Origin of the sequence: Roseococcus pinisoli, from assembly GCF_018413645.1 — a bacterium.
In the GTDB taxonomy this organism is placed as follows: Bacteria; Pseudomonadota; Alphaproteobacteria; order Acetobacterales; family Acetobacteraceae; genus Roseococcus; species Roseococcus pinisoli.
Genome location: NZ_JAHCDA010000001.1, coordinates 436,651 through 451,287, shown reverse-complemented (window position 1 = coordinate 451,287; position 14,637 = coordinate 436,651). Strand labels below are relative to the sequence as shown.

Sequence of the window (14,637 nt, the reverse complement as noted above, 5' to 3'; positions counted from 1 at the left end):
CAACCTACCGTCCCAGGATTCCACGCAGGAGATTGTTCAGATCCGGCTGGCGCCGCTCCGCCGGGGCGTGCGCGGGCGCCGGGGCCTCGCGTGCCGCGGGAACCGGGCCCGGCCTGCCGCCGCGCGCCGCGGCCAGGGCCGAGGCGCAATCGGGCAGGGAGGGGCCGCCGCTCTGCTGCGGCAGGAAGCCGCCGATGCCGGGGATCGCCCGCTCCAGCCGGTCGCCCAGCTCGCCCGCGAGCGCGCCTTGCGCCACGCCGGTCATCTCCAGACGCGGCGCGGCCAGCGTGCCGGTCAGCGGGACGGGCGCGCGCAGCCGCACGCCCGCGACCCGCAGGTCCGTCGTGAAGCGCATCGAAAGGGTCTCGTCGCGCAGGTTCAGCGTGCCCTCGCCGCCGAGGCGGCCCGGCGCGCCCTCGAGGTAGAGCGGGCGCATGGCGGCGATGCCGCGATCGGCCTCGGCGCGGATCGCGAGGCAGGAGAGCGTCATCTCGCCGTTCAGGCCCGGGATCTGCGCCAGCGTCTGGGCGGGGCGGCCCGAAAGCCGCCCCTCCGTCACGGCGAGGCCGAGATGGCCGGTCGCCGTGGCCGCGAGGGCCCGTGTCGTCGCGCCCTGGCCGCGCAGGTCCATCGCGAGGTCGGTGCGGCCGGAGAGCGGGCTTTGGATGCCCAGTGCGCGGAGCAGCGCGACGGGGTCGAGGCCCTGGCCGCCGCCGGCGCCCTGCAGGGCCGGTGGCGTGGCATTGGCGTCGGCCGCGAGGCGCAGGTTCAGCGTGCCGCCCGGCAGGGTGGCCGAGAAGGGATCGAGCCGAGCGGCGCCCGCCTGGTTCACGAGGTGCCCGCGCACCTGCCGCGCGGTGAGCGCGCCGTTGCGCAGCTCCGCCAGGTCGAAGGTCAGGTCGGCGTCGAAGAGCCGCAGCGGCGCGACGTCGACCGCGATGTCCGGGATGAGGCGGCCGGAGGCTGGCGGCGGCGGCGGGGCGGCCGCGGGAGCGGCGGGTGCCGGGCCAGCAGGTGCCGTGGCCGGCCCTGGGCGGAAGGCCGCGACATCCAGCCGGGTCGAGGTCAGGCGGCCCTTCACGCTGGGTCGCGGGGCCCATTGCAGCTCCAGCGCGCCGCCGAGGTCCCCACCCGAGGAAGCAAGGGCGAACTGGCCGATCCGCGCGCCCTGGGCGAAGCGGTCGCCGATGGGCGCCACGGTCGCGCGCAGCGTGACGTCGCGCAGCGGCGGCAGCGGCTGCTGCGCCAGCGCGGCCAGGGCCGCGAGGTCGGGCGCCGTGCCCTCCAGGGTCAGCTCGCCGGGCCAGGAACCCTGCAGGGTGAAATTGGCGCCGGCCGCGCCGAGGCGCAGCGTGACGGGGCCGGGCGTGCCCGCCTGGAGCGCCGCCGGCAGGAATTCGCCCTGCAGCGTGACGGGCTGGCCGCGATAGGTCCCCGCCGCCGCGACCTGCGAGGGCCCCTGCAGCGAGGCCTGGGTGACGGTGGCGCTGGTGACGACGAGGCCAGCGATGATCTCGCCGCCGCCGATGCGGCCCTCGATCCCGGCGAGGCTCGGCACGCCGCCCGTCAGCGCCGCCTGGGCGCGCAGGTCGATCCCGGTCAGCGCCGGCAGCGGACGGCCGGCGAGGGCGCTCAGCGCCTCCAGGCGGGGCACATCGGCGGAAAGGGCGGCCTGCCAGTCGTTGCCCGTCTTCCGGCCCTCGGCCGAGACGCGCGCGCCCGGTAGCACGGCCGAGAGGCGGAAGGGCCAGGGATCGGCGGCGGCGAAGCGCATGGGCGGGCCGATGCGGCCCTCCAGCAGGGTCTCCGCGCCCCGGGCGACGATGGTCGCGGTGAGGTCGAGCGGCGAATCCGCGCCCGTCCCGGTGAGGCGGGCCTGCGGGACGCGGATCTCCTCGCCCTCATAGGTGACGACCCAGTCCTTCAGCGTGGCGCTGCGGATGTCGAGCACCAGCGGGCGCGAGGGCGCGGCGGCGGGCGCGGGGGTGGCGGGGGCCGGCGCGGGCGCGCGGCCCATCTGCCAGTTCTGCTTCTCCAGCAGCAGGCGGCCGCCTTCCAGCGTCAGGCTCGCGACCTCGATCCGCCCGCCGATCAGCGCGATCAGCCCCAGGCGCAGCTCGGCATGGGCGATGCGCAGCATCTCGGGCGAGCTGCCGCCGGGGATATTGGCGAGCGAGAGACCATTGACCGAGACGGTCGGCGTCAGCGCGGGCGAGAGGCGCAGCGGGCCCTCGATGCGGAACTCGCGGCCCGTCGCGTCCTGCACGGCCTGGGCCAGGCGCGGGCGGAAGCTGTCGGCATCGAAGAACAGCAGGAAGCCGCCGATCGCGAGCACCGGGATGGCGACGATCACCGCCGCCACGATGAGGAGGATCTTCTTCATTTCTGGCGCCGCGGCTTGTAGGGCGCCGGGTTGTCGAAGCCGAAGAAGCCCATGGTCGCCTCGAAATGGGCGGGCGGCGCGGCGCTGACCTCCAGCGTGCCGCCCTCGGGATGCGGCAGTTTCAGCGAGCGGGCGTGCAGGTGGAGGCTGCCGGACAGGCCCTCCAGATGCGCGGCCTCGCCGCCGTACTTGCCGTCGCCCAGGATGGGGCAACGCAGCCCCTCGGCGCAATGGACACGAAGCTGGTGGGTGCGCCCCGTATGCGGCTTCATCTCCAGGAAGGCGGCGCGGCGCTTGGCGGCGTCGAGCGTGTTGTAGTCGGTGACCGAGCGCAGGCCGGTCTCGCCCGGCGCGGCCGGGACAGTGCGCTCGCCGCGCGGGCCGTTCTCGCGGGCCAGCGGCATGGAGATGCGGCCGCCGGCATGCTCGGGCTGGCCGACCACGATGGCCCAGTAGGTCTTCTCCATGTCGCGGCCGCGGAAGGCCTTGGCGAGATGGGCCGCGGCAGCCGCGGTGCGGGCGACGACCAGGACGCCCGAGGTGTCGCGGTCCAGCCGGTGCACGAGGCGCGGCTTCTCGCCGCCATCGGCCAGGGCATCCAGCATGCCGTCGACATGCTTGGTGATGCCGGGGCCGCCCTGCACGGCCAGGCCGGGGGGCTTGTCGATGACGATCACGCTGTCGTCGCGATAGAGCACGCGGGACTGGATCTCGGCCGCCACCGTCTCGGAAATGGGCTTCGGCTCGGCCTTGGGCGCAGGCTTGCTGGGCATCGGCGGCACACGCAGCTCGGCCCCGGCGCCGAGGCGGGTATTGGCGTCGGCCCGCTTGCCGTCCACGCGGATCTGGCCCGTCCGCAGCATCTTCTGGAGCGCGCCCTGGGTGAGGGCCGGGTAGCGCCGCCGGAGCCAGCGGTCGAGGCGGGTATCCGCCTCGGCGGGCGGGACGGTGAGGAGTACGACGGACATGGTCAGACCTTAGCAGATTTGCGGCGCCGCGCGGCCATCGCCGGCGCGGCTGGAATTCGGGATTTGAAGGCCGGGCCCCGAAGATCCGGCCGGAATAGAGGGCCTAGATATCCGATTGGGCGGTGTGCAGCCCACGGTAGATGCCGCCGGCCTCGATGAGCTCGCGATGCGAGCCCTGCTCGGCGATGCCGCTCTCCGTCACCACCAGGATGCGGTCGGCCCCGCGGATGGTGGCCAGCCGATGGGCGATGACCAGCGTCGTGCGGCCCTCGGCAAGCTCGGCCAGGGATTGCTGGATCAGCCCCTCGGTCACGGTGTCGAGCGCGGAGGTCGCCTCGTCGAGGATCAGGATGGGCGGGTTTCGCAGGAAGATGCGCGCGATGGCCAGGCGCTGCTTCTGCCCGCCCGAGAGCTTCACGCCGCGCTCACCGATCGGGGTGTCGAGGCCGAGCGGCAGGTCCGCCAGCAGCTCGTCGAGCCGGGCGCGGTGCGCGGCCTCGCGGATCTCCGCCTCGGTCGCGCCCAGGCGGCCATAGGCGATGTTCTCCCGCAGCGTGCCGGCGAAGAGGAAGACGTCCTGCTGCACGATGCCGATCTGGCCGCGCAGGGATTCCAGCGTCATGTCGCGCAGGTCGATGCCGTCGATGGTGATGCGGCCCGCCTCCACCTCGTAGAAGCGCGGCAGCAGCGAGCAGATCGTCGTCTTTCCCGCGCCCGAGGGGCCGACGAGCGCCACGGTCTTCCCGGCCTCCACATGCAGGTCGAGGCTGCGCAGGATCGGCCGGTCGGGCGTGTAGCCGAAGCTCACCTTCTCGAAGCGGAGCTCGCCGCGCAGGGGCGGGGCCGGGCGCGCGCCGGGCCGGTCGGCGATGTCCGGCTCGGTCGCCATCAGGTTCAGGTAGGAGCGGAAGCCCGCGATGCCGCGCGGATAGGTCTCGATGACCGAGCTGATCTTGTCGAGCGGGCGGTAGAAGACGCCGACCAGCAGCAGGAAGGCCACGAAGTCGCCGACGGAGAGGCTGCCGCGCACGATCATCACCGCGCCGGCCAGCATCACCACCAGCTGCACGAGCCGCATGCCGAGGTAGCTCAGCGTCTGGCTGGCCGCCATGATGCGGTAGGCCTCGAGCTTCGTGGTCCGGTACTGCTGGTTGTCGCTCTCGAAGAGCGCGCGCTCATGCGCCTCGTTGGCGAAGGCCTTCACGACGCGGATGCCGCCGACGGCTTCCTCGATGCGCGCGTTGAAGGCGCCGACGCGGCCGAACTGCGCCTGCCAGTTCTGCGTCATCCGCCCGCCGTAGCGCGCGACCAGGATGGCCATGATCGGCACGATGGCGGCGGTGATGAGGGCGAGGCCCGGGCTCACCAGCACCATGAGCGTGAAGGCGCCGAGGAAGGTGAGGACGGCGATCAGCAGGTCTTCCGGCCCGTGATGCGCCACCTCGCCGATATCCTCGAGGTTCTTGGTCACGCGGCCCACCAGGTGGCCGGTCTTCTGGCTGTCGTAGAAGCGGAAGGAGAGTTTCATCAGGTGGTCGAAGGCGCGGCGGCGCAGTTCGGTCTCGATGGCGATGCCCAGCACGTGGCCCCAATAGGTCACGATGGCCATCAGCGCGGCATTGGCGACATAGACCATCAGCAGCGCCATGACGGCCAGGACGATGAGCTGCATGTCCTGCTGGGGCAGCAGGTGGTCCAGGAAGCCGCGCACGGCCATGGGGAAGCCGAGCTCGAGCATGCCCGAGAGCGCGGCGCAGCCGAAATCCAGCAGGAGAAGCCGCTTGTGCGGCCGGTAGAAGGTGAGGAACTGCCTCAGCATGGGTGCGTCACCGTCCGGTGCCCCAGGAAATTGATCCGGGGGATGGCCCAGGGGCTGGCCCCGGGGTGGTCCGCGGTCATGCCGGATTCGCGCCGCGCCGCCTACAGACAGTTGCGCATGCCAGGGGCCTGCGCGGGCGCGAAGACGGCCCGCCCACCGCAATTTCGCCACGTGGCGTCTGGAAAATTGCCGGGGAATATGATCTGAGAAAGCCGGCCATGACCCTGTTCCGCGTCGTCCTCGTCGCCTTCGCGTTGCTGGCCAGCCCGGCCGGTGCGCAATCCCATGTGAAGACCGTCGACACCCCGCCCCCCGACGGGACCTGCAGCGCGGCGGAGCTGGCGCTGATCGACGCCGCCTTCGTGGAGGCGCATGGCGCGATCCGCTATTCGCTCAAGCGCCTCGCCGCCGATCCCCGCCATCCGGAGCTGCGCCGCTGGTTCGGCACGACGCCGACCAAGCTGGTGATGAGCAACCTGGAGCGCATCGCCGCCCGCGCCGCGCAGGGACGGCCGGAAGACACGGCCTGCAATCATTCCAGCCACTGCCAGAACCGCCCCGCGGCCTATGCGCGCCCCAGCGATGGTGCCCTGGGCTTTTGCGAGACCTTCTTCCGCGCCGCCGATCGCGGGCAAGACAGCCGCTTCGGCATCGTGGTGCACGAGGTCAGCCACATCTCCATCCGCACGCGGGACGTGGCCTACCAGCCGCAGCGGTCGATCATCCTGGCGAAGCAGGATCCGGCGACGGCGGCGATGAACGCCGACAGCTACGAATACCTGATCGAAGCCATCTATCGCTGAGGCTGTAGGGCAGGGGCGACGCGTTCGTCCTTGCTTTTTCTTTTGCAATGCAGCATATCTGCCCCATCCAAGCGGGCTCGCATGCTCGCCAGGGTCCGGCCGCGTGAGCGGCGCCATGCCTGTCCATTGTCCTTCTAGGATCATGGGTCGGGCGACACAGGCAGCCGAACTGCCGGACCTTTCGATGCGCTCTCCCGGAACAACCCAGCCACGCGGGGTGTCCACCCTACTCTCCCACGGCCGCGACGACGCGCGCCGTGCAGCTGGACTCATCATGACCACTTTCGCCGAGCTGAACCTCAACCCGCTCCTCCTGACTGCGCTGGAGCAGGCCGGCCACACCACGCCGACGCCGATCCAGGCGCAGGCCATTCCCCCGGCCCTCACGGGCCGTGACATCCTGGGCATCGCGCAGACCGGCACCGGCAAGACCGCCGCCTTCGCCCTGCCGATCCTCCACCGCCTCGCCGAGGGCGGCGGGCGCCCGCCGCGCGGCGGCTGCCGCGTGCTGGTGCTCTCGCCGACGCGCGAGCTCGCCTCGCAGATCGCCGAGTCCTTCAAGAGCTACGGCCGCCACATGGGCTTCTCCGTCGCCACCGTCTTCGGCGGCGTCGGCCATGTGCCGCAGCAGCGTGCCCTGGCGCGCGGCGTCGACGTCCTCGTGGCGACGCCGGGCCGCCTGGTCGACCACATGCAGACGCGCCATGCGCGCCTCGACATGACGGAGGTGCTCGTCCTCGACGAGGCCGACCAGATGCTCGACCAGGGCTTCTTCCCCGTCATCAACAAGATCGTCGCCCAGGTGCCGAAGGAGCGCCGGACGATGTTCTTCAGCGCCACCATGCCGCCGGCGATCGCCAAGCTGGCCGATGCCATGCTGACCGAGCCGGTGCGGGTGGAAGTCACGCCCGTGGCCACGACGGCCGAGCGCGTGAACCAGCGCGTGATCATCCTGGACGGCGCGGCCAAGCGCGGCGCCCTGGCCGGCATCCTGCGCGGCGAGGGCGTGGGCCGCGTGCTGGTCTTCGCCCGCACCAAGCATGGTGCGGACAAGATCGTGAAGAACCTGGAGATGGACGGCCTCAACGCCAACGCCATCCACGGCAACAAGGGTCAGTCTCAGCGCGAGCGCGCTTTGGCCGAGTTCAAGTCGGGCAAGGCGCCCATCCTGGTGGCGACCGACATCGCCGCCCGCGGCATCGATGTGCCGGAGGTGACGCATGTCATCCAGCACGAGCTGCCGGAAGTGCCCGAGACCTATGTGCACCGCATCGGCCGTACGGCCCGCGCGGGCGCCTCGGGCCAGGCCATCGCGCTGGTCGCGCCGGACGAGGTGGGGCTGCTGCGCGCCATCGAGCGGACGACGCGCCAGAAGATCGACACCGAGGACCAGCGCTCCAACCCGACCATCCCGCTGAACGAGCGCGCCACGCCGACGCGCCCGCAGCGCGGCCGGGGCGGTGCGCCCCAGCAGCAGCAGCATCGCCAGCCGAAGCGCGATCACGGCGGCCACCAGGGTGCGCGTTCGGAGCATGGCGACCGGCAGGAGCAGCGCGGTGCGGCCCGCCCGGCGCAGGAGCAGCGCAACTGGGTGAAGCCGGCGAGCGAAGGGCGGAAGCGCCCGAGCTCGGGCGGCGGGAACCAGTCGCGCGGGTTCATGGCCCGCGGCCGCTGATCCCTCTGATCAGTCCGAAATGAGGAGCGGCGGCCGTGCGAACGGCCGCCGCTTCGCGTTTGAGGGAGCCGTCAGGCCTCGGTGGGCTGGGCGACCGCCGCCTGATCCCCGAAGACCTCGCCCCAGGCGGCCATCAGGGCCGCGTCGGCCTCTTCCATGGTCGCGAGGATGCCGAGGTCGTGCAGGCTGGTGACGCCGTGCTCGGCGATGCCGCAGGGCACGATGCCGCCGAAATGCGACAGGTCCGGCTCCACGTTCAGCGCGATGCCGTGCCAGCTCACCCAGCGCGTCACCCGCACGCCGATGGCGCCGATCTTGAACTCCCGCGAGCCCTCGCCCGGCTTCGTCACCCAGATGCCGACCCGGCCCTCGCGCCGCTCGCCCCGCACGTTGAAGCGGTCCAGCGCGCGGATCATCCATTCCTCGAGGCCGTGGACATAGGCGCGGATGTCGCGTGCCGGCACGGGCCCGTGCGGCTTCTGGAGGTCCAGCATCACATAGGCCGTGCGCTGTCCGGGCCCGTGATAGGTCCATTGCCCGCCGCGCCCCGCCGCGAAATGCGGGAAGCGGTGGTCGATCAGCTCCTCGGGCCTGGCGCTGGTGCCGGCGGTGTAGGTGGGCGGATGCTCGACCAGCCAGACGGCCTCCGCGGCCGTGCCGGCACGGATTCCGGCGACCCTCGCCTCCATGGCGGCGAGGGCCTCCGGGTAGGGCGTGAGGCCTTCCGACATCTTCCAGCGGATTTCCGCGTCGGGGTGAGTTGTGGCTTTCGAAATCATGCGCTACACGGCCCCCGTCTGCGGTCGTGGTGGAATGGTAGACACGCCAGCTTGAGGTGCTGGTGGGGGAAACCCCTTGGAAGTTCGAATCTTCTCGACCGCACCATTCCCAATCTTCAAATCCTTAGTCCTTGTCCCGGAGCCTCGGCCCCGCCTCGTGGGCTGGCGCCTTCGCGCCCGACGCCGCCTTGAAGGCGACGGCCCTCCTTGTCCAGCGGGGGAGGGGCCCTTGCTCCGGCGAAAATGGGTCGTGCGGCGCGGGGCGGCAAGCCGTCAGCGCGGGGCGGCGGCGTGCGACTCGGGCGTGTCGAAGATGTCGATGACGGCGCGGTTCCGATTCTGCCGGAAGAACTGGATTCGCGCGCCGGGCATGGCCTCGATCCGCACGCCCTGGCCGTCCTCCTCGACATGGATCCCCCGCACGTTGCGCGGCATCTCGGCCTGGGCGAGGTCCGGCAGGCAGTCGGCGCCCGGGAAGCGGACGGAGGCGCCTCCCTCGACCAGGCGGAAGCTGTAGCGAATCGGCACGCCCCAGTTGAGGGCGATACGCCCGAATCCGGCATGGTCGCTGGGCTCGACGGCGAGGCGCTGGGCCCCGCAATGCGGCCCGGCGGCGCTGCGGACGACCGGGGCCGGGAGGGGCGCTGCGGTGGCCGCCGGCGGCGACGAGGGCGCCTCGACGGGGGGAGCGGGAGGCGGCACAGGCGCCGCCTCCTGCGGCTCCTCGGCGACCGGCTCGGCCAACGGGCGGACCACGCGGGGGTCCTTGGCCGGCACCATGCAGAAATCCGCCTGGCTCGGCAGGGCGGGCTCGGGCGGGAGGGGCGGCGGTTCGCCCGCCGGCGACAGCAGCGCGTTCCCGCTGCCGGCAAGCGGTGACGGGACAGGGACCGCCGATTCGGTGACTGGCGCCGCCGCAGGCACTCCGGTTCCGATCAGGTCGCGCGGCCAGAAGGCGAGGCAGAGAAGCACGCCGCAGACCAGGCCCGCGCCGAAGCTCGCGACCAGCGCCGGGACGCCGAAGCTTCGGCGGGCGGGCGCCGGCGGCGGGGCAGGTGCCGGCGGCGGCGCGGGAAGGCGGACGGTGTCGCCCTGCGAATCGTGGAAGATGTCCCAGACCGGCGGGGGCGTGGCGGCGGCGCGGATCGCGGCGGCCATCGTCAGGGCGTCCGGATACCGGTCCTTCGGATTCTTCGCGAGCGCCTTGGCGACCACCTCGTCGAGCGCCTGAGGCAGCTCCGGCACGAGCTCGGAGGGCGGCGCCGGCCGGGAGGTCAGGATGCTGTTGAAGATCGCCGGCATCTGGCCGGAGAAGGGCCGCTTGCCCGTCAGCATCTGGTAGAGCACCACGCCGGCCGACCAGAGGTCGGAGCGCAGGTCCACCTCCTCGCCGCGCACCTGCTCCGGCGACATCGCGGTCGGCGTGCCGATGATCTGGCCCGCGACGGTCTGCGCCTCGCCGATGCGCGCGATGCCGAAATCCGCGAGGCGGACCGCGCCCAGCCCGTCCTCGGCGCCCAGCGCCAGCAGGACGTTCGCGGGCTTCACGTCCCGGTGCACGATGCCGCGCCCATGGGCGTAGTGCAGCGCGTCCAGCAGCGCGCAGACGACGCGCACCGTCTCCGCCAGGCTCGGCCGGTCGCCCTGGTCGAGGACGTCCTTCAGCGTCTCGCCGATGATGAGCTCCATCGCGATCCAGGCGAAGTCCGGCGTCTCGCCGAAGTCGTGGACCGTGACGATGCCCGGATGGGACAGCCGGGCGACGGAGCGCGCCTCCATCTGGAAGCGCCGCCGCTCCTCCTCCGCCTCCGAGCCGCCGCCCTGGGTGATGGGCAGCGTCTTCAGCGCGACCAGGCGGTTGAGGCGATGGTCGTAGACCTCGAAGACCTCGCCGAAGGCGCCGCGGCCGATCAGGTCCCGCACCTCGTAGCGGTCGGCGATCACCCTCGGCGCGGACTTGTCGGTGCTCATGCGGGCATCCGGCTTCCGGGGCGCCCGTCTTCCGACCCATCCTTGCGCGGCAGACCATTCATCCAGGGGCGGCTTTCAGCGGGGGCGAGAGCAGGAAAAGGAGGATGACGCATTTGCCGGCGCAATTTCCTTAAAATCAATCCTCGCCATGCGGCACCGCGGCGTGCGTCCCCGGCGTTTCCGGGCCAGGATGGGGCATGAACGGCCGACGACACCGCTCCATCTCCCGATCTCCCGCCACCCTTGCGAGGGCCGGATGATGCCTGGCCCGAAGCAGATCAGCCTCGGCCTGTCGATGCGCTATCTCGGCTATCACGCGGCCGCCTGGCGGCATCCGTCGGCCGATCCCGACGCCGCGTCGAAATTCAGCCATTACCGCTACATCGCGCAGACCGCCGAGAAGGCGAAGCTCGACATGGTCTTCCTGGCCGACGGCGTGGGCCTGCGCACGCAGGACCGGCCGCCCGGCGCGCTGCGGCGCTCGCACCAGACCTTCGAGCTGGAGCCGCTGACGCTGCTCTCCGCGTTGTCCTCGGTCACCTCGCATATCGGCCTCGTGGCCACGGCCTCGACGACGTACAACGAGCCCTATCACGTCGCCCGCAAATGGGCCTCGCTGGACCATCTGAGCGGCGGGCGCGCAGGCTGGAACGTCGTGACCTCCTGGTCCGAGATCGAGGCGCGCAACTTCAACCGCGAGAAGCACATGGACTACGAGCTGCGCTACGAGCGCGCGGCCGAGTTCGTGGAGGTGGTGAAGGGCCTCTGGGACAGCTGGGAGGAGGATGCGCCCGTCTTCGACAAGGCGAGCGGCATCATGTTCGACCAGTCGAAGATGCACACGCTCCATCACAAGGGGAAGCACTTCCAGGTCGAGGGGCCGCTGACCATCAAGCGCACGCCGCAGGGCCGCCCGGTGCTGGTCCAGGCCGGCGCCTCCGAACAGGGGCTCGAGATCGCGGCGGCCAGCGCGGATGTGGTCTACTGCTCCTTCTTCGACCTGGAGCCGGCGCGCGCCTATTACGCGAACCTCAAGGGCCGCCTCGCGAAATACGGGCGGGAGCCGGACAGCCTGAAGGTGATGCCGGGCCTCACGCTCTTCATCGGCCGCACGCGGCAGGAGGCGCAGGACAAGTTCGATGCGATGAACGCCCTCGTCGATCCCGAGCTCGGCCTCTCCTACCTCTACCAGCAGATGGGCGACCTCTCGGCCTATCCAGTGGACGGGCCCGTGCCAGAGCCGCCGGACCCGCGGATCCGCAGTATGGCGGCCAAGGCGCTGGCGCTGGCGCGGCGCGACAACCTCACCATCCGCCAGCTCTACACCAAGGTGGCGGCCGGCTTCGGCGGGCGCGTCTTCGTGGGCACGCCCAAGGACATCGTCGACAGCATGGAGGAATGGGTGGAGGCGGGCGCGGCCGACGGCTTCAATCTCTGCCCGCCGGTGCTGCCGCTCGGCCTCGACGAATTCGTGGAGATGGTCCTGCCGGAGATGCGGGCCCGCGGCCTGTTCCGCGACGAGTATGCTGGCCCCACCCTGCGCGAGAATCTCGGCCTTGTGCCGCCGCGCCACCGCCACGCGCCATGAGCCCCAAAGCGAGACAGCGATGAACGAGACCGTGAGCTACCCCGCCGAACTGGTCGACCGGGTCGACGGGGTGACCGTTTCCTTCCCGGATTTCCCAGGCGTCCAGGCCTGGGGCGCCGATGAGAAGGAGGCGCTGCGCAATGGCGCGGAGGCGCTGCAGACCGCCGTCTGGAACGCGCTGAACGACGGCATGATCCTGCCCGAGCCGAGCGAGCCGCGGGAGCGGCCGGTCGTTTCGGTGATGTTTTGAAACCATGCCGGGATTGCCAGTGTTTCCGCCGCCTTCCGGCAAAGGCCGGTTGCTTCCCCCGCGTTCAACGCGCATTTTCAATGGCCTGGAGGATCACTACTGATGGATGAAGATTTCCGCCGCGCCGCGCTCGACTACCACCGCCTGCCGCGGCCCGGGAAGCTCACCATCGAGCCCACCAAGCGGATGGTCTCGCAGCGCGACCTGGCGCTCGCCTATTCGCCCGGCGTGGCCGCGGCCTGCGAGGAGATCGCCGCCGACCCCGACAAGGCCTGGGACTACACGACCCGCGGCAACATGGTCGCCGTCATCACCAACGGCACGGCGGTGCTCGGCCTCGGCAATATCGGCCCGCTCGCCTCCAAGCCGGTGATGGAAGGCAAGGCGGTGCTCTTCAAGCGCTTCGCCGGCATCGATTCCATCGACATCGAGGTGGACGCGCTGGACCCCGACCGCTTCGTCGAGGTCGTGGCCGCGCTGGAGCCCAGCTTCGGCGCCATCAACCTCGAGGACATCAAAGCCCCCGAGTGCTTCGAGATCGAGCGCCGCCTGCGCGAGCGGATGCAGATCCCGGTCTTCCATGACGACCAGCACGGCACCGCCATCATCGTCGCCGCCGCGATCCGCAACGGCCTGCTCGTCCAGGGCAAGCGGCTGGAGGATGTGAGGCTGGTCAACACGGGCGGTGGCGCGGCGGCGCTGGCCTGCCTCGACCTGCTCGTCGCCATGGGCCTGAAGCGCGAGAACGTGACGATCTGCGACGTCGAGGGCGTGGTCTATGTCGGCCGCCCCGGCCTCGATGCCACCAAGGCGCGCTACGCCCAGGAGACCAATGCCCGCGCGCTGCCCGAGGTGCTGGACGGCGCCGACATCTTCCTCGGCCTCTCCGCCCCGCGCGTGCTGAAGGGCGAATGGCTGTCCAAGCTCGGCCCCAAGCCGCTGGTGCTGGCGCTGGCCAATCCCGAGCCCGAGATCCTGCCCGAGGCCGTGCGCGCCGCGCGGCCGGACGCGATCGTGGCCACGGGCCGGACGGACTACCCGAACCAGGTCAATAACGTCCTCTGCTTCCCCTTCATCTTCCGGGGCGCGCTGGATGCCGGCGCCACCACCATCAACGAGGCGATGAAGGTCGCGGCCGTCGAGGCGATCGCCGCCCTGGCGCGCGTCGAGGCGAGCGAGGTCGTGGCCGCGGCCTATGGCGGCGTGGCCCCCGTCTTCGGGCCGGAATACATCATCCCCAAGCCCTTCGACCCGCGCCTGATCCTCGAGATCGCGCCGGCCGTGGCGAAGGCGGCCATGGACAGCGGCGTGTCCCGCCGCCCGATCGCCGATTTCGACGCCTACCGGACCGAGCTTTCGCGCCTGGTCTATCGCTCGGGCAGCCTCATGCGCCCGATCCAGGAACTGGCGAAGACCGTCCAGGGCCGCGTCGTCTTCGCCGAGGGCGAGGACGAGCGCACGCTCCGCGCGGTGCAGACCGTGCTGGACGAGGGCACCGCGCTACCCATCCTCATCGGCCGCGCCGCGGTGGTCGAGGCGAAGGTGCGCGCGCTCGGCCTGCGCATGACGCTCGGCAGCTCCGTCACCGTCCTGCATCCGGAGGAGCAGCCGGAGCTCTTCGCGCCGCTGATCGAGACCTATCTGTGCCGGGTCGGACGGCGCGGCGTGCCGCCGACGGGCGCCGAGCGGCGCGCCCGCAGCCGCCCCGCCATCGCCGCGGCCATGCTGCTGGAGGCCGGGCATGCCGATGCCGCCATCATCGGCGGCCTGGGCGACTGGATGCGGGAGTGGGAGCACGCGCTGGACTGCATCGGCAAGCGGCCGGAGGTCAGCCGCGCCTATGCGCTCTCGGCCGTCATCACACAGGGCGGCACGCTTTTCTTCGCGGACACGCATCTGCTGCTGGAGCCGACGGCCGCGCAACTCGCCGAGATGACCATGCTCGCTGCCGAGGAGGTGCGCCGCTTCGGCCTGCCGCCCAAGGTGGCGCTGCTAAGCCACTCCTCCTTCGGATCTTCCGGTGCGCCCGGTGCGCGCAAGATGCGCGAGGCGCTGAAGCTGATCCGCGCCGCCGACCCGGAGCTCGAGGTGGATGGCGAGATGCATGGCGACGCCGCGATCGTCGAGGCCATCCGCGCCAAGGCGGTGCGGGACCCGAAGCTGGAAGGCATGGCCAACCTGCTGATCTTCCCCAATCTCGATTCGGCGAACATCGCCTTCAACCTCGTGAAGGCGGTCTCGGACGGGCTGCAGGTCGGGCCCATGCTGCTGGGCATGAACAAGCCCATCCACGTGCTGGTGCCGAGCGTGACGGCGCGCGGCATCGCGAATCTGGCGGCGGTGGCGGGAAGCCAGGTTCGTCCGGGATAGCAGCATCAAGCTTTGACCGGCCGAGGGCTGA

General features: G+C 71.4%; 10 protein-coding genes and 1 tRNA gene. 6 read left to right on the top strand and 5 right to left on the bottom strand.

All coding sequences use genetic code 11. From position 1 onward, the window contains the following. Positions 1–4: 4 nt before the first annotated feature. From KHU32_RS02110 to KHU32_RS02100, 3 genes are all read right to left on the bottom strand, one after another. A complete protein-coding gene (locus KHU32_RS02110) occupies positions 5–2,383 on the bottom strand; it encodes an AsmA family protein (protein ID WP_213668384.1) in 2,379 nt (792 codons plus the stop codon). Continuing rightward, positions 2,380–3,351, bottom strand: coding sequence for an RluA family pseudouridine synthase (locus tag KHU32_RS02105; protein ID WP_213668383.1), 972 nt, complete (start codon positions 3,349–3,351; stop codon positions 2,380–2,382). The genes KHU32_RS02110 and KHU32_RS02105 overlap by 4 nt, the downstream gene beginning before the upstream one ends. Before the next feature lie 103 nt (positions 3,352–3,454). Then, complete coding sequence (locus KHU32_RS02100; protein WP_213668382.1) at positions 3,455–5,170, bottom strand: ABC transporter ATP-binding protein; 1,716 nt, start codon at positions 5,168–5,170, stop codon at positions 3,455–3,457. A 218-nt stretch (positions 5,171–5,388) separates the two neighbouring features. Between KHU32_RS02100 and KHU32_RS02095 the strand changes: the two genes are divergently transcribed. Beyond that, positions 5,389–5,973, top strand: a complete 585-nt coding sequence (locus tag KHU32_RS02095) for a M35 family metallo-endopeptidase (protein ID WP_213668381.1) — start codon at positions 5,389–5,391, stop codon at positions 5,971–5,973. Between the two features lie 274 nt (positions 5,974–6,247). Next, positions 6,248–7,648: a DEAD/DEAH box helicase gene (locus KHU32_RS02090; RefSeq protein WP_213668380.1), complete on the top strand. Its 1,401-nt coding sequence runs from the start codon at positions 6,248–6,250 to the stop codon at positions 7,646–7,648. 71 nt (positions 7,649–7,719) lie between these two features. Here KHU32_RS02090 and lipB read toward each other — a convergent pair whose 3' ends face one another. Next, the gene (lipB, locus tag KHU32_RS02085; protein ID WP_213668379.1) at positions 7,720–8,427 is read right to left on the bottom strand and encodes a lipoyl(octanoyl) transferase LipB; all 708 of its coding nucleotides are present in this window, start codon (positions 8,425–8,427) and stop codon (positions 7,720–7,722) included. 20 nt (positions 8,428–8,447) lie between these two features. On the opposite strand from lipB, the gene KHU32_RS02080 reads away from it, so the two are divergent. Then, positions 8,448–8,533: transfer RNA gene (locus tag KHU32_RS02080), tRNA-Leu, on the top strand. Positions 8,534–8,700: 167 nt separating this feature from the next. Here the strand turns inward: KHU32_RS02080 and KHU32_RS23250 are convergent. Continuing rightward, the gene (locus tag KHU32_RS23250) at positions 8,701–10,398 is read right to left on the bottom strand and encodes a serine/threonine-protein kinase (protein ID WP_213668378.1); all 1,698 of its coding nucleotides are present in this window, start codon (positions 10,396–10,398) and stop codon (positions 8,701–8,703) included. A gap of 256 nt (positions 10,399–10,654) precedes the next feature. On the opposite strand from KHU32_RS23250, the gene KHU32_RS02070 reads away from it, so the two are divergent. The 3 genes from KHU32_RS02070 to KHU32_RS02060 all read left to right on the top strand — a co-directional run bounded on the left by KHU32_RS02070 (position 10,655) and on the right by KHU32_RS02060 (position 14,606). Next, entirely contained in the window at positions 10,655–11,986 is a 1,332-nt protein-coding gene (locus tag KHU32_RS02070) for an LLM class flavin-dependent oxidoreductase (protein ID WP_249680495.1), read from the top strand. A 19-nt stretch (positions 11,987–12,005) separates the two neighbouring features. Continuing rightward, positions 12,006–12,236, top strand: a complete 231-nt coding sequence (locus tag KHU32_RS02065; RefSeq protein WP_213668377.1) for a type II toxin-antitoxin system HicB family antitoxin — start codon at positions 12,006–12,008, stop codon at positions 12,234–12,236. A 102-nt stretch (positions 12,237–12,338) separates the two neighbouring features. Further along, positions 12,339–14,606 carry an NADP-dependent malic enzyme gene (locus KHU32_RS02060; protein ID WP_213668376.1) on the top strand — a complete coding sequence of 756 codons (2,268 nt, stop codon included), beginning with the start codon at positions 12,339–12,341 and terminating at the stop codon, positions 14,604–14,606. The last annotated feature ends 31 nt before the right edge of the window (positions 14,607–14,637 follow it).